Genomic DNA, 19,034 nt, shown 5'->3' with positions numbered 1-19,034 from the left:
GCGATTCCGTCAGCCGGGATCCGGACCCCCCCCCCTTCCACCCGCCGAGGCCCCCGGGAATCCCCCGGGGGCCTCGACGTGTCCGATCAGCCGCCGATGACCACCCGGCGGATGCCGTCCAGGCGCTCCGGGTCGGTGACCCGGCGCCCGTCCACGACCACCTCGACGCCGGGCAGGTCCGCGGCGCTCAGCGACCGGTACTCGGCGTGGTCGGCCTGCACGATCGCGGCACGAACCGCCTCGCCGTTGTAGGCCGGCAGCTTCAGTGCGGTCAGCTCGGCCGCGCTGTACATCGGGTCCGAGACGTACGGCGTGGCACCGCGCCGCCGCAGCTCCTCGACCGCCGGGAAGACACCGGAGAACGCCGTCTCCTTGACCCCGCCCCGGTACGAAGCGCCGAGCACCAGCACGCCCACGCCGGACAGGTCGCCGACCGCCGCGGCGAGCAGGTCCACGGCGTACGACGGCATGGCCGCGTTGGCCTCGCGGGCCGCGCGGACTACCGAGGCGTCCGGGTCGTTCCACAGGTAGAGCCGCGGGTAGACCGGGATGCAGTGCCCGCCGACCGCGATGCCGGGCCGGTGGATGTGGCTGTACGGCTGCGTGTTGCAGGCGTCGATCACGACGTTCACGTCGATGTCGAGGGTGTCGGCGAACCGGGCGAACTGGTTCGCCAGGCCGATGTTGACGTCGCGGTAGGTGGTCTCGGCGAGCTTCGCCAGCTCGGCCGCCTCGGCGCTGCCCAGGTCCCAGACGCCGTTCGGGCGGTCCAGGTCGGGACGCTCGTCGAAGTCGAGCACCGCCTCGTAGAACTCGACGCCGCGCCGGGCCGAGGCCTCGTTGACGCCGCCGACCAGCTTCGGGTACTTGCGCAGGTCGGCGAAGACGCGGCCGGTGAGTACCCGCTCCGGGCTGAACACCAGGTCGAAGTCCTGGCCGGCGACCAGGCCGGAACCCTCCTCCAGCAGCGGCGCCCAGCGCTCACGCGTGGTGCCGACCGGCAGGGTCGTCTCGTAGCTCACCAGCGTGCCGGGGCGCAGCCCGCGGGCGATGTCCCGGGTCGCGGACTCCATCCAGCCGAAGTCCGGCTTGCCGTCCGCGTCGACGAAGAGCGGCACCACGACCACGACCGCGTCCGACTCGGCGACCGCGGCCGCGGTGTCGGTGGTGGCGGTGAGCAGCCCGGCGCCGACCGCCTGCTTCAGCTTGACGTCGAGGTCCGCCTCACCCGGAAACGGCACCAGCCCGTCGTTGACGGTACGCACCGTGGACTCGGAGACATCGGCGCCGAGCACCGTGTGGCCCTTGCTGGCGAACTGGACAGCGAGCGGGAGCCCGATCTTGCCCAGGGCCACGACACAGATCTTCATGCGGTGGTCTTTCCTCCTTGGCGTGGCCCGAGCGCGGGCCGCAGCTTCCGTACCAGACGGCCGGCAAGACGTCGCGGACCGATCGGAGTGACCGAGACACTCAGCCGTGACTTGTCGTCCGCCCGGACCGCAACGGTGTAGAAGCGTAGACCGCGCCGGTAGCGAACCGCGCCCACGCCCGGTCGGGTGGCGGTCACGTCGTGGCTGATCAAGCTGTCAGCGGCGGAAAGCCGGAATTTCAGGCGCTCCGACTTCCGGCCGACGCCGGCGACGAGATCGGCCACCGAGAACTCGGCGCGGATCGTCAGGCCGCCGTCGGTGGGCTCGGCCACCAGCCGGCTCGCCGGCACCGAGCCGGCCACCGCCGCGCCGTCACGCAGCTCGGCCAACCGGCTGGACCACTCCACCCGCAGCGCCACCGCCCGGCCCCCGCCGTCGTACGCCCAGGTCGCGGTGCCGGGCTCGCGCTGCGCCTGCGCCGAGGCGGTCCGGGCGGGCACCTCGAACCAGGAGTCCGGGAACTTCTTCTCCGGCTCCCGGAAACCGGGCAACTCGGTGTAATAGCGGTCACCCTCGGCCACCAGCCGGCCCAGGCCGTGCTCCGCGTAGTACTCCACGACGGCGTTCAGGTCGTCCAGCGACCCGTGCTGGGCGATGGAGATCGGCACCCGGCGCTGCACGTCCAGGTTCGCCCGGATCTCCTCGGTCAGGTAGGCCTCGGCCAGCTTGCGCACGCCCTCCTGCACCTGCCCGCGCTCCTCCGGGCCGGCCGCCAGGTAGCGGTCGCTGACCAGCTTGTAGACCTCCCAGGAGAAGTTGCGGTGCAGCACCTGGCTGCGGCTCGCGGGGTCGGTGACCACGTCGGCCACGGTGTCCATCACCACGGCGGCGTCCTGGAGGAAACGAAGGACCGAGGTGCGGTAGGTGATGTTGCTCTGGTCGTCCCGGCGCACCGCGAAGTAGTAGTCGTAGTCGCCGCGTACCGCGATCCGGCGGGCGGCCACGACCGCACGCAACGTGAACGGCTGATCACTGTACGAGCGCAGCTGTTCCGGGTACCGGATGCCGTGCTCCTCGAGCATCGACCGGCGGAACAGCTTGGTGTTGGAGAGTGCCCAGGGCAGCGCCGAGTCGGCGAGGCTGATCGACTCCTGGTTGCCGGCCCGGTAGACGGCCCGGTTGACGTACCGGCCGCCGACCCCGACCATCCGGCCCATCACGATGTCGGCGTCCAGCTCGTCGGCCGTGGTGACCAGCCGTTCCAGCGCCTCCAGACCGAGATGGTCGTCGGCGCCGATGAAGAACACGTAGCGCCCGGTGGCGACGTCCAGTGCCCGGTTGCTGGGCACCGCCGGCCCGCCCGAGTTGGCCTGGTGCATCACCGTGATGGTGTCCGGGTAGCGCTCGGCCCAGCTGTCGAGTTCCGCGCCGCTGGTGTCGGTGGAACCGTCGTCGACCGCGATGACCTCGAGCCGGTCCAGACCGATCGTCTGCCCGACCAGGGAGGCCAGGCACTCCCGCAGGTACGGCATCGTGTTGTAGACGGCGACCACGACGGTCACGTCAGGGTGTGCCCCCGTCACTGCCACCCTCGCATCATGTCGGATCCGTTCACTGAAGAGTTGGAGGTGCCCTCGCTGAGATCGCGCGAGGGCACCGACATCATCAACGGACCTTGGCGCGCTCCCCCGGCGGGGTGAGATCGGTCGTCACCGGAGTGCCGGGGAGTCGCTTGGCCAGCTCCCACCCGATGGTGGTGCCGAGCGGGCCATGCACCACCACATGCCGGATACGTTTCTGATCCAGTTTCGGTAGCACGTCGCGCCGAGCGATCCGCCCGAGGATACGTGGCCGGACGATCTGGTACCAGGGCAGATACATCCGCTTCTCGAAACTCCTGGCAAACGATCGGTGCGTCTCCGCGACGTTTATCGCGACCGCTTCCGGCTTCGGCGACGCCAGGCGGCGCGCCCGCGAGCGCAGGAAGCCGATCGCCCGGCGCGGGAGGGTGTTCACCAGGGCCCGCTCCAGCCGGCGGCTGAACCGGCGGTCCTCGCGGCTGCCCACGCCGTACACCTTCACGCCCTCGTCATCGGCGTACCAGGGCCAGCGTTTCGGCTCCAGCGCGATGAGATCGACGCCGTAACCCTGGGCGCGCGCCGCCTTGATGAAGTTGCGGGTGTTCCGGTTGCCGGGCGGCTCGATGGCGACCACCGCGATCCGGTCGGCGCCCGGCTCGGGCGCCGGCAGCCTCTCCGGCTCGGGCGCCGCCTCCACGACCCGCTGCGGCTCGGCCATCACCTCGGCGTAGACGGCACGCAGCTGCGCGCCGACCGCCTCCCGGCTGTATCGCCCGGCCAGCATCTTGCGAGCGGTGACCAGGTCCAGGCCACCCCAGGCGGCACGCAACGACCGGTACGCCGTCACGATGTCGGCCGGCTCCTCGGTGACCGGGAACAGCACACCCGCCAGGCCCTCCAGGCCTTCCAGCGTCTCGGTGGGACCCTCGCTCGCCGCGACCAGCACCGGGGTGCCCGACGCGACCGCCTCGACGATCGTCATGCCGAACGTCTCCACCCGGGAGGCGTGCACCAGCACGTCGTGCTCCCGCATCAGCGCGCCGACGTGCTCCGGCGCCACCGGCGGGCGCTGCGTCACCCGGTCACCCAGCTTCAGCTCGGCGATCCGCTCACGCAGCCGGTCCTCCAGCGGTCCGCTGCCGACCAGGGTCAGAGTGGCGCGCGGCTCCTCCCGGGCGATCTCGGCGAAGGCCTCCAGGAGGGTGTCCACCCCCTTGTGCTCCAGCATCCGGCCGACGTAGAGCAGTCGCAGCGGCTCGGCCGGCGGCTGCGCGCGGAACTCGAAGCGGTCGAAGTCGACCGGATTGGGCACCACGAGGAACTTGTCCGTCAGGCTCGGGTAGGCGGTGACCAGCTGGTCGTGGAGCGCCCGGCCGACGCAGAGCAGGCGGTCGACGCGGTGGACCATCCGGCTGTACAGCTTGCGGGCGGCGGGCTGGGCCAGCACGTCGGAGAGGAACGTCACGTGCTCGGTGACGATGATGCGGGCGTCCTCGCGAGCCAGCTCGGTGGCCACCACACCGGCGTAGTGCCCGGTGTGCGCGTGAATGAGCGGAGCATCGATCACGCCGCCCGGCAGCGCCGCCCTCAGCTGGGCGACCTGCGCACGGGCCCGGCCGGCGTAGTCGGCCTTGGTGGTCTGCGGGGTCACCACCCGGGTGAGCTCGCCGATCGGGGTGTCGGTCACGACCACGCCGCCGGAGCGCTGGATCTCCCGCCGAACGGTCACGTTCAGCAGGCTCCCGGCGGAGTCGCGGCCCGGATAGAACCAGTTCTCGTTCTGCAGGATGGAGATGCGGCGGTCCGGGTCCGCCACGGTCGCCGTGGCCGCCTCGACGAAGGCGCCCGCGAACGGGTCGTTCGGCGACGGGTACCAGGGAGTCACGACGGCCAGGTCGGCGGCTGCCGGGCGGCGGGCCGGGTCAGCGCTCGGCTCCAGCCGGATGTCCAGCTTGCCGAAGCGGCGGCGGGCCGCGTCGGCGATCGGAGTCGCCTCGACGTCACCGGCGATGAGCAGCCGGGCCCCGGCCAGCGGGCCGTTGGCGCGCAGCAGCAGCCGGCGCGCGGCGCGCAGCGTCGCCGGTAGGTGCCCGGAGGCGAGCCGGTGCACAGTCACGCCGGCCACGGGCTCCGCATCCACGAACTCCGGCCGGTCGGTGACGACCAGCAGAACCCGGTCGCCGCCCGCGGCGAGGTCCGCCGAGTGACGTTGTGCCGCGGCAAGCCGCCGCGGACCTAGCGACACATAGACGACGGTGGGACCTGGCGAACTCAACAGGACTCCTTCTCGCAGTGGAACATCACCAGAGTATGCTGCCGTGCAATTGGACCGTGGGCGCCGGTGAGCCCCACGGCGTCCGGCGAAGTGATGCGGCCGAGAGAGTGCAACCTTGCTCACGTATCGTGTGCCGCGGCTCGCAACCGATCAGTGCTAGGAGCAGCCGTGAAGGTCCTCAGTGTGGTGGGCGCTCGCCCGCAGTTGGTGAAACTAGCACCGATCGCCGCCGCCTTCGCCACCACTGAACACGAGCACGTCATCGTGCACACCGGCCAGCACTACGACGCCGACCTCTCCGACGTGTTCTTCTCCGGGCTCGGCATTCCCGACCCCGACGTGCACCTCGGTGTCGGCTCGGGCAGCCACGGTGTGCAGACCGGCGCGGTTCTCGGTGCGATGGACCCGGTGCTCGAGCGGGAGAAGCCGGACTGGGTCCTGGTCTACGGCGACACCAACTCCACGCTCGCCGGCACGGTCGCGGCCGTGAAGCAGCACTTCCGGGTCGCCCACCTGGAGGCCGGCCTGCGCTCGTTCAACCGCCGGATGCCGGAGGAGCACAACCGGGTGCTCACCGACCACGCGGCGGACCTGCTGCTCGCCCCCACCGAGGAGGCCATGCGCCACCTCGCCGCCGAGGGACTGGCCCAGCGGTCGGTGCTGGTCGGCGACGTGATGGTGGACGTCTGCCTGCGGATCCGCGACGCGGTGACCGCCGGCGAGCACCCGCGGCCGGTGCTGCCCGACGGCATCGACCCGGACCAGCCGTACCTGCTGGCCACCCTGCACCGCGCGGAGAACACCGACGACCCGGAGCGCCTGGCTGCGCTGATCGAGTCGCTCGCCGCGCTGCCCGTACCGGTCGCGCTGCTGGCCCACCCGCGCCTGATCGCCCGCGCCGACGGCTACGGCCTCAAACTGACCCAGGGCTCCCTGCACGCCGGGCGGCCGCTGCCGTACGCCGGGATGGTCGCCGCCGTGCTCGGCTCGGCCGGCGTCGTCACCGATTCGGGTGGCCTGCAGAAGGAGGCCTACCTGCTGGCCCGTCCGTGCACCACGCTGCGCCCGGAGACCGAATGGGTGGAGACCCTGGAAGGCGACTGGAACCGGCTGATCCCGAACCCGTGGACGCTCGGCGCGGAGTGGGCGAGCGCGGCCACCCGTACCGCTCCGGCCGCTGACCGCGGCGAGCCGTACGGCGATGGCCGGGCCGCGCAGCGCGTGGTCGAGGTTCTGCAGCAGAGTTGAAAAGATCGTGAACGATAATCGTCTGCCCCAGGTCGCGGTCGTCACCCCCTGGTATCCGAACAGCCATCATCCGTTCGCCGGCGCCTTCGTGCGGGCCATGGTGGAAGCCACCGCGCCGGGCACCGACATGACGGTCTATCACTGCGCCGAGTGGGGGCACCGGCTTCCGGCGGCCGAGGGTGCCGAGGTGGAGTCGGCCTACGAGACGCTGCTCGGCTACACCCACCGCCCGCCGCGGGCGACACCGACCGCGGGCGGAGCGCGGCTCGTCACGGTGCCCGTACCTCTGACCGTCGGCCTCAGCTATGCCGCCATCGCGCGGCGGCACGAGGCCGTGCTCAGGTCGGCGCTGGACAACGAACCGCTTGCCGCTCCGGTGGTGCACGCCCATGTCGGCCTTCCCGGCGGATGGGCCGCGCTGCGCAACGCCCGCCCGGACGCCCGGATCTACGTCACCGAGCACGCGACGTTCCTGGACCGCGTGCTGGAGCAGCCGGAAGCGCGCGCGATGTACGACGAGTTGCTCCAGCGCTGCGCGGGCTTCTTCGCCGTCGGCGACCCGGTCCGTGACCCGCTCGTGAAGGCCTTCCCGCAGCACCAGGACCGCATCGGCTTCGTGCCCAACCCGATCTCGTTCGCCGCCGAACGCGCCGCACCGGTCCGGAACCCGCGCCGCTGGCTCTTCGTCGGCAACCTGACCGAGCGCAAGGGCGTGCACTGGCTGATGGAGGCGTTCGCCCGGTGCCGGGCCGAGGACCCCGAACTCACCCTCACCCTGGTCGGTGACGGCGACATGCGCCGCGCGCTGGTCAAGCAGGCGGCCGAGCTGGGCGTCGCGGACGCGGTGAAGTTCACTGGTATGCAGCCGCCGGAGGAGGCGCTGCGGATGATGCGCGAGCACGACCTGCTGGTGCATCCGAGCCGCTTCGAGACGTTCGGCATGGTCGTGGTGGAAGCCGTGGCGGCCGGGATGGCGCTGCTGGTCACCAAGTGCGGCGGACCGGAGGAGATCCTCGCCGGGCTCGAGGACGCCGCCGGTGAGATGGTGGACGTCGAGGAGTCCAGCGACGCCCTGGTGGCGGCCTACCGCCGGGTACGGGACCGGCTCGCCGCCGGGCTCGACCTGCGGCCCGTCCGGGAGCAGCTCGCCGGCCGTTACGGCTACCCCGCCGTGGCGGAAGCGCACCACCGCGTGTGGTTCGACCGGGAGGGCTCCGATGGCTGACCGGAACGTACTCATCCTGGCGCTGGGTGGTACCCGGCGGCGCGCCGCGCTGGACGACGCCGCGCTCGTCACCGCGGACGGCGGCAACGCGACCGTCGTCGTCGGCGACACCGCTCTCTGGCGTAACGACAAGCCGGCGCCGGGCGTACGCCTGGTGGCCCAGGCCGAGCTGGAGCTGCGGCACACCTGGCTGCGCTGGGAGCAGCTGATGCTGTACCGCCTGCCGCGCCGCGCCCTGAAGGGCCGGTCCGATCGGGCCTGGCAGGCGTACCGTCGCCGGGTCGCCGACAAGCTGCACCGGAAGGTGTTCCTGCCGCTTGCCCGGCGCGGATCCGGTGACCGGACGGCCCGCTTGATCCGGCGGTACGAGACAGCGATGGGCAAACTGGATGTGCTGGTGGTGAACGACCCCGCGTCGATGCCGGTCGCCGTCTCACTACTGCGCACCTACGGCGGCACCGAGCTACCCCAGGTGGCCTACGGCATAGGAGATCGATGAGCAGGTCGGATGGCACGCGCCCACCCCGGGTGCTGTACCTGGCGTTCTATTTCCCGCCGTCGCGGGCGAGCGGTGTCTACCGTGCCCGCGCCACCGCCAACCACCTGACGGCGCAGGGATGGGACGTCACCGTCTTCGCCGCACCGCTGCGCTTCTTCTACGAGGCTGTCGGCTCCGTGGACGAGAAGCTCCTGGAGACCATCGATCCTCGGATCAAGGTGAAGCGGCCGTGGCTCAACCAGTTCATCTGGGACCACGACGTCCGGAAGTTCAGCCGGTTCCGCCGGCAATTCCCGATCCTGGCGAAGTCGTTCTACGACCTGAGCCTGAAGCCCTTCCCCGAGCACTACAGCTCGTGGGGGCTGGCGTCGGTGATCGAGGCGCTGAAGGAGCACGCCCGCAACCCGTTCGACATCGTGGTCGCCACCGGCAACCCGTTCGCCTCGTTCGCGTCGGCGTACCTGATCAACCGGCTGACCGGGGTGCCGTTCGTGGTCGACTACCGCGACGCCTGGACCCTTGACCTGTTCAAGGAGAAGCCGGCGTTCCCCGATGGTCACTCGGCCTGGGGATGGGAGCGCCGGGTCCTGGAGAAGGCCTCGGCCGCGGTGTTCGTCAACGACGCCCTGCGCCAGTGGCACGCCGACCGCTACCCGCGGCAGGCGGACAAGATGATGATCGTGCCGAACGGCTGGGACCCGGACGTGCTCGAGGACCCCAAGCATCCGGGCCTCGAGCCGCGGGACGAGCACCGTCCGCTGCGCTACTCCTATGTGGGCACGGTGACCGGCGCACAGCCGGTCCGCGAGATGGTGGAGGCGTGGGAGAAGGCCCGCACCCATCCGCTGCTCGCCGACGCCGAGTTCAACATCTACGGCCACCTGGGCTTCTTCAAGGGCGGGCACATCTCGCTGTCCCAGCAGCTGAACCTCGGTGAGGACAACCAGGCGGGCGGCAGCGGGGAGACCCGGATGTACTACCGCGGGCCGGTCTCCAAGACCGAGGTCGCGCACGCGTACGCCGAGAGCGACATCCTGGTCTTCCTCGCCGGGGGCGCGAAGTACGTCACCTCCGGGAAGATCTTCGAGTACATGGCGAACGGCCGGCCGATCGTCTCGGTGCACGCGCCGGGCATCGCCGCGGCCGAGGTGCTCGCCGACTATCCGCTCTGGTTCAACGCCAACAGCCTGGACCCGGACGACATCGCACAGTCCATGATCGAGGCCGGCAAGGCGGCCGAGGATCTGACCCCGGAGGTCGAGGCGGCGGCGCTCAAGCACGCCCAGCAGTACACCCGCGAGAACGTACTGCTGCCCTTCGAGGCCAAGCTGCGCTCGTTCATCCGGCGCAAATAGCAGAACGGTGGCTGCGCCCGCCGGGCGCAGCCACCGTCTCACGCGGATCCGTCAGGGCCGCAGAAAGTCCGCGAACACCTGAGCGGTACGCCGCCCGTCGTGATATTCCTGGGCGAACGCGACGGACTCCTTGGCGATCTCGACCGTGCGGGCCCGATCGTCCAGCAACGACTCGAGCGCCTCGCCGATCCGGTCCGGCGTGACGTTGACGATCGGCGGCCGCACCCCGGCGGCCTTGTGCACGCGCTCGTCGAGGTAACCGACCACCGGGCGGCCGGCGGCCATCGCCTCCACCGCGAACGTGCCGTAGCTGCCCACCGCGAACTGATCCACCACGATGTCGCAGGTACGGACCAGCTCGCGCATCGTCTCCCACGGCACCCGCTCGGCCAGCACGAGCTCGATCGCACCCTTGTCGTGCAGCTCGGTCAGCACCGGCAGGATCCGGTCGGTGCCCTTGGTCCACCGCTGTGACGGGCCGTGCAGCACCTTGGGCCGCGACCGTTCCATCACCGGCTCGTCACTGGTCCACGAGTCCACGTCGACCACCAGCGGCGACCAGGTGGCGGCCGGCAGGTCGTCGAGCAGGTCCGGGGTGGTGACGAAGAGCGGCAGGCCGCTCTCCTCGGCGATCCGCCGGTTGCGCTCGGCGCGTGCGGCGTACCGCGGCACGATGTCCTTGGGCGCGTCGTGGAAGAGCGAGAACGGGTACCGGTCCCGGTGCCGCAACGGGTGCCGGATCTCGCTGCCGTGCGCCAGCAGCGCCACCTTGATCCCGGCTCGCCGCAGCGCCGGCAGGTCGCCCTCGATCGTGTCGCCGTTCAGATAACCGAAGACCGGCAGGAACGCGTCGACGATCAGGTGGGTGTACCGCCCGACCACGCGGCGCACCTGCTCCATCTGCACGTCCAGCTCGCCCTGGCGGTCCCGGTCAACGTAGACGTCGGCCGGGAAGACGTACGAGTCCGCGCTGCGCCGCATCACCACCTCGGCGGTGACGCCGGCGTTGTCGCGGCAGATGGCCTGGGCGAAGGTGGCGAGCTGACCCGCGTAGTTGGCCGGGCCCAGACCCAGGCGAACCGTGGCGGTCACGTCGAGCGGACGCCAGGTCGGCAGCGGGCCCGGTGCCGTCTCCAGCACCGCCGGCGGCGTCGCGGCCGCGCCCTCGTCGACGTCCCACGGGATGTCCGGGCGGGTGCCCTTGGGTGCACGCGGGGCGATCCGCCGGTACAGCTCGATCAGCCCCTCGGCCTGGCGCTCCCAGGAGAACTCCTGGAGCAGAGCGTCGCTGATGTTCGCCACCAGCTCGGCCTTGTGTTCCAGGGCCCGTTTGACCGCCTCGGCGAAGTCCTCGGTGTCGTCGACGACGAAGATCTCGCCGATGCGGGTCCGCTGCACGAACTCCACCTGGACGGGCAGATCGCTGACGATCACCGGCAGACCGGCGTGCAGGTACTCCGCCAGCTTGGTCGGGAGCGAGATCTCGTGACTGCGGATCCGCCGCAGGCAGATCAGGCCGAGGTCGGCCGAGGAGAGGTAGTCCGGCACCGCGTACTGAGGCACGTACGGGACCACGTGCACCCGGTCCTCGACACCCAGCTCGGCCGCACGCGCGCGCAGGGCGTCCTGCTCGGCGCTGGCCCGGCCGGCCACGATCGCCAGGTGCACACCGGGCAGCAGGGGCAGGGCGGAGACCGCCGTACCGACGCCGCGCGCGGGTGCCAGCCAGCCGGAGTAGACCATCAGCGGAACGCCCTCGGCGACGCCACAGGCTTCCCGGACCGACGGTTTCGGATACGTCTTGCCGACCACCTCTCGGATCGGCGCGTTCCGCACCACGAGCGGGGTCTCCGGCAGTTTGAAGTTCTCGCGCAGCATCCGCGCGATCTCCGGCGACACGGTGACCACGGCATCGGCCTGACCGACGAACTCACGCTCGACCGCCTTGTACGCCCGGTCCTCGCGCGGCTTGGGCCAGTCGATGCCCGCGATGTACTCGTGGGCGTCGTAGAGCCAGGCGACCTTCTGGCCCCGGGCCCGCATCCGCGCCACGCTCAGCGCCACGGTGTGGATGGTGGTGACGTCGTTGGCGTGGATGACGTCGGGTTGCAGCTTCTCGATCACGGGGCCGAACACCAGGTCGAGGTCGACAAGCGACGGCTGGTCCCGCTGCCACGACCCGGTCGGGCGCCCGACCTGCCGCTCTTCCCACTTGAACGCCTTGACGCGCAGGCGGTGCAGCAGCCGGCGGGCCTTGACCGCGGCGCCGAGCGCCTTGCTGGCCGGCTTCAGCACCACCGCGGCCGGGCCGTCGCTGGTCCGCATCCGGCCGATCCGGGCGGTGGCCTGCCGAAGCCAGGCCTGATAGGCGGCGTTGACGCCGACCAGGCCCTCCTGGTTGCGGATCGTGGTCTGGGTGACCATCCGCCGCACCCGGTTCCCCTTGCTGCGGCGGGCGTAGTCGGCGGTGACGGGGAGGCGGATGACCGTGACCTCGCCCATCATCGTCGTCTGCCGGCGACCCCGCCGGCCACCGGTGCCGAGCAGGGTCACCTCCCACCCGGCGCGGGCGGCGGCGACCGCGGTCTTCTGGACCCGCGAGTCGCCGGTGATGCCGTTGGCGACGATCACGAGAAGCCGCGGAGCGCGCGCCTCCGTTGTCATCGTTCAAACCTTCCTGCGCGGCGCGGCGACCTCGTCACCGTGGAATCTCGACCGTCATACCGTCCTGAGCGGACCGCAGAACGGCGTCGGCGACACCAACCGTACGCAACCCCTGCTTGAGAGTGACGATGTCGCTCTCCTTGCCCTCGACCGCGTCACGGAAGCGCTCGTGCTCGACCAGCAGCGGCTCCCGCTTCGGGATCGCGTACCGGATCATGTCGCCCTCGGCCACACCGCGGAACGCGCGCAGCGCCTCCCACTCGGTGCTGGTCGCGCCGTTGGCGTAGAAGGTCAGGTCGGCGGTGAGGGTGTCCGCGACGAAGCTGCCCCGCGCGCCGGTGATGACCGTGGACCGCTCCTTGAACGGGCTCAGCCAGTTCACCAGGTGGTTGGCCATCACGTCGTCCTCGAGGGTGGCGACCGCGGAGACCATGTCCTCGTGCGGGCGACCGCTGCGCGAGACCGTACGCGCCGCGATGTTGGTGTACTCGCGGCCGGTGACCCAGGCGGTCAGGTCGATGTCGTGGGTGGCCAGGTCCATCACCACGCCGACGTCGGCGATCCGGCCCGGGAACGGGCCCTGGCGCCGGGTGACGATCTGGTAGATGTCACCGAGCTCGCCTGCCTCCAGGCGGGTCCGCAGGCTCTGCAGCGCCGGGTTGTACCGCTCGATGTGGCCGACCGCGCCGACCAGGTTGCGGCGCTCGAAAGCCTCGACGAGCCGCTTCGCGGCATCGATCGAGGGCGCGAGCGGCTTCTCGATCAGCGTGTGCACGCCGGCCTCGGCCAGACGCAGGCCGATCTCCTCGTGCAGGCCGGTCGGGCAGGCCACCACGGCGTAGTCGAGGTTGAGCGCGAGCAGCTGCTCGACGTCCGGCACCACCGGCACACCGAACGGCCCGGTGACACCCGGCGCCGGGTCCATCACGCCGACCAGCTCGACACCGTCGAGCACGCCGAGGACACGGGCGTGGTTGCGGCCCATCGCGCCCAGGCCGATCAGTCCAGCGCGCAGCACGGCGGTCACGCGGCCACCGCCGCGGCGTTGACGGCCTCGACGATGCGGTCGAGGTCTTCGGTGGTCAGGGTGGGGTAGATCGGCAGCGACAGAACCTCGCCCGTGGCGCGTTCGGTCTCCGGCAGCTTCCAGGGGCCGGGCGTGCCGTCCTCGTTCAGGTAGGGCTTCAGCCGGTGGATCGGCGTCGGGTAGTAGGAGCCGCTGCCGACGCCCCGCTCGCTGAGCGCGGCCCGGAACGCCTCCCGGTCGCCGGAGACCCGGATCGTGTACTGGTGGTAGACGTGCTTGGCGCCCGGCGCGACCGGCGGGACGGCCACACCGGTGAGCCGCTCGTCCAGGTACGCGGCGTTGGCGCGGCGACGCTCGGTCCAGCCGCCGAGCTTGCCGAGCTGCACCCGGCCGATCGCGGCGGCGACGTCGGTCATCCGCATGTTCGCGCCGACGATCTCGTTCTGGTACTGCTTCTCCATGCCCTGGTTACGCAGCAGGCGCAGCTTGCGCGCGAACTCGGCGTCCCCGGTGGTGATCATGCCGCCCTCGAGGGAGTGCATGTTCTTCGTGGGGTAGAAGCTGAAGCAGCCGGCGATGCCGAAGGCGCCGACCGGCGTGCCGTTCAGCGCGGCGGCGTGCGCCTGAGCGGCGTCCTCCACCACGGTGAGACCGTGCGCCTCGGCCAGCGGCATGAGGCGGTCCATCGCGGCCGGGTGGCCGTACAGGTGCACCGGCATGATCGCGACGGTGCGCGGCGTGATCGCCGCGGCGACCGCGTCGGGATCGAGGTTGAACGTGTCCGCCTCGATGTCCGCGAAGACCGGGACACCGCCGGCCAGCCGGACCGCGTTGGCGGTCGCGGCGAACGAGAACGACGGGACGATCACCTCGTCGCCCGGCTTGAAGTCCAGCGCGAGCAGCGAGAGCTGGAGCGCGGAGGTGCCGGAGTTCACCGCGACGCAGTGCCGGCCCTCGACCAGCTCGCTGAACTCGCGTTCGAAGGCCGCGACCTCCGGGCCCTGAACCACCATGCCGCTACGCAGCACACGGACCGCTGCCTCGATCTCGTCTTCACCGATCACGGGGCGAGCGGGTGGGATGGCAGGCTGGGAGCCCGTCATGGGCGTTCCTCCTGAACGAGAGAAAGTTTAAAGTGCGTAGGGAGATGGTGACTCCCTGCAACAACGCACGCTGAAACGCCGCAGCATGGCGGTGGCCGCGCATCGACGGCGGCGGACGCGATGGTACAGCATTTTCGCCAGGTTGATCGCCCACCGTGTGCGGCCACCCTATTCTGCACCGGCCCTAGGGTGAACTCTCGTGCAGGCCATCCTCGCTACCCTCGGTTATGTCCTCTCCCCGGACCAAAGCCGGGTTCTGATGATCCGGCGGGACACCCGGCCCGACGATCTCCATTACGGCTACTACAACGGACTCGGCGGCAAGTTGCAGCCGGACGAGGACGTGGTCACCGGCATGCGCCGGGAGGTCGCCGAGGAGGCCGGACTGGAGTGCCACCGGCTCGACCTGGCCGGCACGATCTCCTGGCCCGGGTTCGGCCGAAACGGGGAGAACTGGTTCGGCTTTCTGTTCCGGATTCCGGACTGGTCGGGCACCCCGCTGGCCGGAAATCCGGAAGGGTCGCTGCATTGGGTGGAGAAGGCCGACCTGTTGGCCGGCCGGCTCCCGATGTGGGAGTCGGACCGGAACTTCCTCCCGCTCGTCTTCGCCGCGGAACCCCGGCCGTTCCACGGCGTCATGCCGTTCGCCGGCGGCCGGGCCACCGGCTGGTCCTACGTCTGAGCCGCCTAGAAGCGGCGCATGCCGCCGAACTGCCGGTCGCCGGCGTCACCCAGGCCGGGCACGATGTACGCCTTGTCGTTGAGCCCCTGGTCGATCGAGGCGGTGACCAGGCGCAGCGGCAGGTCGGAGGCGGAGAGCCGCTCGATGCCCTCCGGCGCGGCCAGCACGCAGCAGATGATGATGTCGGTGCAGCCCCGGTCGGCGAGCAGCTTGCAGCAGTGCAGCAGCGATCCGCCGGTGGCGAGCATCGGGTCGAGGACGAGGACCGGCTGGTTGGAGAGATCGCCGGGAAGCGACTCCATGTAGGCCCGCGGCTCGTACGTCTTCTCGTCCCGGGCCAGCCCGACGAAGCCCATGGAGGACTCGGGCAGCAGTCCCAGCGCCGCGTCGGCCATGCCGAGACCGGCCCGGAGCACCGGCACGATCAGCGGCGGGTTGGCCAGCCGGGTGCCCTCGGTGGGCGCCACCGGGGTCTCGATGGGGTACTTCTCGACGGCGAAGAGACGGGCCGCCTCGTAGACCACCATGGTGGTGAGCTCGTGCAGGGAGGCGCGGAAGACGCCGGAGTCGGTGTCCGCCCGGCGCATCGCGGTGAGGCGGGTCTGGGCCAGCGGGTGATCTACAACCAGGACGTCCACGAGGTCAACCTACCGCTCCATCAAGATCAACTGTCGGCGGGCTGCGTAGAATCGCTTTCATGACTGTGACAGCGGCCACCGGGCTGTCAGATCTCCGCTCCTTCCTGCATGGGCTGCCCGGTGTCGACAAGGTTGGCGTCGAGGCCCGTGCGGCCGCCCTCGCCACCCGATCGGTGAAAACGACGAGCAAGGCGAGCGCGATCGACCTGGCCATCCGGATGGTCGACCTGACCACCCTGGAGGGCGCCGACACGCCGGGCAAGGTGCGCGCGCTCTGCGCCAAGGGGATCCGGCCCGACCCGGCCGACCCGAGCTGCCCGCCGGTCGCCGCGATCTGCGTCTACCCGGCCATGGCCCCGGTCGCCGCGGCCGCGCTGGCCGGCTCGGGAGTGCACCTGGCCAGCGTCGCGACCGCGTTTCCCTCCGGGCAGGCGCCGCTCGAGGTGCGACTCGCGGACACCCGGGAGGCGGTCGCCGCCGGCGCCGACGAGATCGACATGGTGATCAGCCGGGGCGCGTTCCTGGCCGGTGACTACCGCCGGGTCTTCGAGGAGATCGTCGCGGTCAAGGAGGCGGCCGGTGCGGCCCACCTCAAGGTGATCCTGGAGACCGGCGAGCTCGCGACGTACGACAACGTGCGCCGGGCGTCCTGGCTGGCGATGCTGGCCGGGGCCGACTTCATCAAGACCTCCACCGGCAAGGTCGCGGTGAACGCCACCCTGCCGGTCACCCTGGTCATGCTGGAGGCGGTCCGCGACTTCCGGGACCGGCACGGTCGGCAGGTCGGCGTGAAGCCGGCCGGCGGCATCAAGACCACCAAGGACGCGATCAAGTACCTGGTGATGATCAACGAGACGGTCGGCGACGACTGGCTGCACCCGGACTGGTTCCGGTTCGGCGCCTCCTCACTGCTCAACGACCTGCTCATGCAGCGCACCAAGCTCACCACCGGCCACTACGCCGGCCCTGACTACTTCACCCTGGACTGAGTGAGGGCGATGTTCGAGTACGCACCAGCACCGGAATCCCGCTCCGTCGTCGAGATCGCCTCGTCGTACGGGCTCTTCATCGACGGCTCCTTCGAGCAGGCCGTGGACGGAAACGTCTTCAAGACGGTGAACCCGGCCTCCGAGGAGGTCCTCGCCGAGGTGGCCGCCGCCGGCCAGGAGGACGTGGACCGGGCGGTCGCCGCCGCGCGCCGCGCCTTCGCCTCCTGGTCCGCGATGCCCGGCTCGGAGCGCGCCAAGTACCTGTTCCGGATCGCCCGCATCATCCAGGAGCGCTCGCGTGAGCTCGCGGTGCTGGAGTCGCTGGACAACGGCAAGCCGATCAAGGAGTCGCGCGACGTCGACCTGCCGCTGGTCGCCGCACACTTCTTCTACTACGCGGGCTGGGCCGACAAGCTGGCCTACGCGGGGTTCGGCCCGGATCCGCGCCCGCTCGGCGTCGCCGGCCAGGTCATCCCGTGGAACTTCCCGTTGCTGATGCTGGCCTGGAAGATCGCACCCGCGTTGGCCACCGGCAACACCGTGGTGCTCAAGCCGGCCGAGACCACCCCGCTGTCGGCACTCTTCTTCGCCGACGTCTGCCGGCAGGCCGAGCTGCCACCCGGCGTGGTCAACATCGTGACCGGCGCCGGCGACACCGGGGCGTACCTGGTGCAGCACCCGGACGTGAACAAGGTGGCCTTCACCGGCTCGACCGAGGTGGGGCGGGAGATCGCCCGCGCGGTGGCCGGCACCGGGAAACGGCTGACCCTCGAGCTGGGCGGCAAGGCGGCGAACATCGTCTTCGACGACGCGCCGATCGACCAGGCGGTCGAGGGCATCGTGAACGGCATCTTCTTCAACCAGGGGCACGTCTGCTGCGCCGGCTCCCGCCTGCTGGTGCAGGAGTCGATCGCCGAGGAGCTGCTCACCTCGCTGAAACGGCGGATGGCGACGCTGCGGGTCGGCGATCCGCTGGACAAGAACACCGACGTCGGCGCGATCAATTCAGCGGCACAGTTGGCGCGAATTACCGAATTGTCGGAAATCGGTGCCACCGAGGGTGCGGAACGCTGGTCGCCGGCCTGCCAGTTGCCCGACCGGGGCTTCTGGTTCGCTCCGACGATCTTCACGGGAGTCACCCAGGCACACCGGATCGCGCGGGAGGAGATCTTCGGGCCGGTGCTGTCGGTGCTGACCTTCCGGACCCCGGCCGAGGCGATCGAGAAAGCCAACAACACGCCGTACGGCCTCTCCGCCGGCATCTGGACGGAGAAGGGCTCCCGGATCTTGTCGGTCGCCGACAAACTGCGCGCCGGCGTGGTCTGGGCCAACACGTTCAACAAGTTCGACCCGACGTCGCCGTTCGGCGGCTACAAGGAGTCCGGCTACGGCCGGGAAGGCGGCCGGCACGGCCTGGAGGCGTACCTTGCCTAAGACAGCCAAGGCGGCGGAGCCCACGCGGCTTTCCGTACGCAAGACCTACAAGCTCTACATCGGCGGCGCCTTCCCTCGCAGCGAGTCAGGACGGACGTACGTGGTGAACGGCGACAACGTGGCCCTCGCCTCCCGCAAGGACGCCCGGGACGCGGTGCTGGCCGCCCGTGCCGCCCAGCCGAAGTGGGCCGGCGCGACGGCGTACAACCGGGGACAGGTGCTCTACCGGGTCGCCGAGATGGTGGAGGGCCGGCGCGCCGAGTTCACCACGCTCGGTGTCCCCGCCGCCGAGGTGGACGCGACGATCGACCGCCTGGTCTGGTACGCGGGCTGGTCCGACAAGATCGCCCAGGTGGCCGGCGGTGCCAACCCGGTGGCCGGGCCGTTCTTTAACATCTCGGCGCCGGAGCCCACCGGCGTGGTCGCGATCGTCGCCCCGCCCTCGCTGCTCGGCCTGGTCAGCGTGGTCGCCCCGGCGGTGGTCACCGGCAACACGGTGGTCGTCCTGGCCGCGGACCCGCAGGTCGCGGTCACCCTGGCCGAGGTGCTGGCCACCTCCGACGTACCCGGCGGCGTGGTCAACATCCTCACCGGCCGGTACGCGGAGACCGCACCCTGGCTCGCCTCGCACGCCGACGTGAACGGCCTGGACCTGACCGGCGTCGAGCACGCCGAACTGGCCGCTGAGCTGGAGCGGGCCGCCGCCGGGACGTTGAAGCGGGTGCTCCGGCCAGGGCTCGGCGGCACCGACTTCACCGCCGACCCGGGGCTGCGTCCGATGACCGCTTTCCTGGAGACCAAGACCGTGTGGCACCCGAAGGGCCACTAAAACGGTTTTACTCTTGGTTTTCCGCCGCGGGTGGCTCTGACCAAAGGGACGGGGCCTCTGTCACACAGCGTTGCCGACTAGGGTGTGTGCCCAGAGTCACCCGTCCCGCCACCCCC

General features: G+C 70.8%; 15 protein-coding genes. 8 read left to right on the top strand and 7 right to left on the bottom strand.

The features are described from left to right. Positions 1 to 86 precede the first annotated feature (86 nt). From I4J89_RS09090 to I4J89_RS09080, 3 genes are all read right to left on the bottom strand, one after another. A complete protein-coding gene (locus I4J89_RS09090; RefSeq protein ID WP_196413427.1) occupies positions 87 to 1,370 on the bottom strand; it encodes a nucleotide sugar dehydrogenase in 1,284 nt (427 codons plus the stop codon). Then, positions 1,367 to 2,959, bottom strand: coding sequence for a glycosyltransferase (locus tag I4J89_RS09085; protein WP_196413426.1), 1,593 nt, complete (start codon positions 2,957 to 2,959; stop codon positions 1,367 to 1,369). Before I4J89_RS09085 ends, I4J89_RS09090 begins: the two co-directional genes overlap by 4 nt. A gap of 76 nt (positions 2,960 to 3,035) precedes the next feature. Continuing rightward, on the bottom strand, positions 3,036 to 5,225 hold the full coding sequence (locus tag I4J89_RS09080) for a glycosyltransferase family 4 protein (protein WP_196413425.1): 2,190 nt from the start codon (positions 5,223 to 5,225) through the stop codon (positions 3,036 to 3,038). Positions 5,226 to 5,393: 168 nt separating this feature from the next. On the opposite strand from I4J89_RS09080, the gene wecB reads away from it, so the two are divergent. Genes wecB through I4J89_RS09060 form a run of 4 tightly spaced genes read left to right on the top strand, consistent with a single transcriptional unit; the run spans position 5,394 to position 9,552 of the window. Beyond that, on the top strand, positions 5,394 to 6,473 hold the full coding sequence (gene wecB / locus I4J89_RS09075) for a non-hydrolyzing UDP-N-acetylglucosamine 2-epimerase (RefSeq protein WP_196413424.1): 1,080 nt from the start codon (positions 5,394 to 5,396) through the stop codon (positions 6,471 to 6,473). Between the two features lie 7 nt (positions 6,474 to 6,480). Beyond that, positions 6,481 to 7,698, top strand: a complete 1,218-nt coding sequence (locus tag I4J89_RS09070; protein ID WP_309238240.1) for a glycosyltransferase — start codon at positions 6,481 to 6,483, stop codon at positions 7,696 to 7,698. Further along, a complete protein-coding gene (locus I4J89_RS09065) occupies positions 7,691 to 8,197 on the top strand; it encodes a hypothetical protein (protein WP_196413423.1) in 507 nt (168 codons plus the stop codon). Before I4J89_RS09070 ends, I4J89_RS09065 begins: the two co-directional genes overlap by 8 nt. Continuing rightward, entirely contained in the window at positions 8,194 to 9,552 is a 1,359-nt protein-coding gene (locus tag I4J89_RS09060; protein ID WP_196413422.1) for a glycosyltransferase, read from the top strand. The genes I4J89_RS09065 and I4J89_RS09060 overlap by 4 nt, the downstream gene beginning before the upstream one ends. A gap of 51 nt (positions 9,553 to 9,603) precedes the next feature. Here I4J89_RS09060 and I4J89_RS09055 read toward each other — a convergent pair whose 3' ends face one another. Genes I4J89_RS09055 through I4J89_RS09045 form a run of 3 tightly spaced genes read right to left on the bottom strand, consistent with a single transcriptional unit; the run spans position 9,604 to position 14,346 of the window. Continuing rightward, positions 9,604 to 12,216, bottom strand: a complete 2,613-nt coding sequence (locus tag I4J89_RS09055) for a glycosyltransferase family 4 protein (RefSeq protein WP_196413421.1) — start codon at positions 12,214 to 12,216, stop codon at positions 9,604 to 9,606. 34 nt (positions 12,217 to 12,250) lie between these two features. Beyond that, positions 12,251 to 13,243, bottom strand: a complete 993-nt coding sequence (locus tag I4J89_RS09050) for a Gfo/Idh/MocA family protein (RefSeq protein ID WP_309238239.1) — start codon at positions 13,241 to 13,243, stop codon at positions 12,251 to 12,253. Further along, the gene (locus I4J89_RS09045) at positions 13,240 to 14,346 is read right to left on the bottom strand and encodes a DegT/DnrJ/EryC1/StrS family aminotransferase (protein WP_196413420.1); all 1,107 of its coding nucleotides are present in this window, start codon (positions 14,344 to 14,346) and stop codon (positions 13,240 to 13,242) included. Before I4J89_RS09045 ends, I4J89_RS09050 begins: the two co-directional genes overlap by 4 nt. Positions 14,347 to 14,545: 199 nt before the next feature. On the opposite strand from I4J89_RS09045, the gene I4J89_RS09040 reads away from it, so the two are divergent. Beyond that, a complete protein-coding gene (locus tag I4J89_RS09040; RefSeq protein WP_196413419.1) occupies positions 14,546 to 15,028 on the top strand; it encodes an NUDIX hydrolase in 483 nt (160 codons plus the stop codon). Positions 15,029 to 15,033: 5 nt separating this feature from the next. Here I4J89_RS09040 and upp read toward each other — a convergent pair whose 3' ends face one another. Next, entirely contained in the window at positions 15,034 to 15,666 is a 633-nt protein-coding gene (upp, locus tag I4J89_RS09035) for a uracil phosphoribosyltransferase (protein ID WP_196413418.1), read from the bottom strand. 59 nt (positions 15,667 to 15,725) lie between these two features. Here upp and deoC point away from each other — a divergent pair, with 59 nt between their 5' ends. From deoC to I4J89_RS09020, 3 genes are read left to right on the top strand one after another with little or no spacing between them, the layout of a single operon-like run. Continuing rightward, positions 15,726 to 16,655 carry a deoxyribose-phosphate aldolase gene (deoC, locus tag I4J89_RS09030; protein ID WP_196413417.1) on the top strand — a complete coding sequence of 310 codons (930 nt, stop codon included), beginning with the start codon at positions 15,726 to 15,728 and terminating at the stop codon, positions 16,653 to 16,655. A 9-nt stretch (positions 16,656 to 16,664) separates the two neighbouring features. Then, positions 16,665 to 18,089 (top strand): aldehyde dehydrogenase family protein, encoded by a 1,425-nt coding sequence (locus I4J89_RS09025; protein ID WP_196413866.1) that lies wholly within the window; start codon positions 16,665 to 16,667, stop codon positions 18,087 to 18,089. Next, positions 18,082 to 18,918 (top strand): aldehyde dehydrogenase family protein, encoded by an 837-nt coding sequence (locus tag I4J89_RS09020; protein ID WP_196413416.1) that lies wholly within the window; start codon positions 18,082 to 18,084, stop codon positions 18,916 to 18,918. The genes I4J89_RS09025 and I4J89_RS09020 overlap by 8 nt, the downstream gene beginning before the upstream one ends. The last annotated feature ends 116 nt before the right edge of the window (positions 18,919 to 19,034 follow it).

The organism is Actinoplanes aureus, assembly GCF_015704865.1.
GTDB lineage: Bacteria > Actinomycetota > Actinomycetes > Mycobacteriales > Micromonosporaceae > Actinoplanes > Actinoplanes aureus.
Note: the sequence above shows the minus strand (reverse complement) of the source record. Positions and strands in the feature narration are given on the sequence as shown.

Excerpts from the sequence above, each read along its gene's own strand:
- I4J89_RS09090 (WP_196413427.1), bottom strand. The coding sequence starts at position 1,370 with ATGAAGATCTGTGTCGTGGCCCTGGGCAAGATCGGGCTCCCGCTCGCT.
- I4J89_RS09065 (WP_196413423.1), top strand. The coding sequence starts at position 7,691 with ATGGCTGACCGGAACGTACTCATCCTGGCGCTGGGTGGTACCCGGCGG.
- I4J89_RS09060 (WP_196413422.1), top strand. The coding sequence starts at position 8,194 with ATGAGCAGGTCGGATGGCACGCGCCCACCCCGGGTGCTGTACCTGGCG.
- I4J89_RS09055 (WP_196413421.1), bottom strand. The coding sequence starts at position 12,216 with ATGACAACGGAGGCGCGCGCTCCGCGGCTTCTCGTGATCGTCGCCAAC.
- I4J89_RS09045 (WP_196413420.1), bottom strand. The coding sequence starts at position 14,346 with ATGACGGGCTCCCAGCCTGCCATCCCACCCGCTCGCCCCGTGATCGGT.
- deoC (WP_196413417.1), top strand. The coding sequence starts at position 15,726 with ATGACTGTGACAGCGGCCACCGGGCTGTCAGATCTCCGCTCCTTCCTG.
- I4J89_RS09025 (WP_196413866.1), top strand. The coding sequence starts at position 16,665 with ATGTTCGAGTACGCACCAGCACCGGAATCCCGCTCCGTCGTCGAGATC.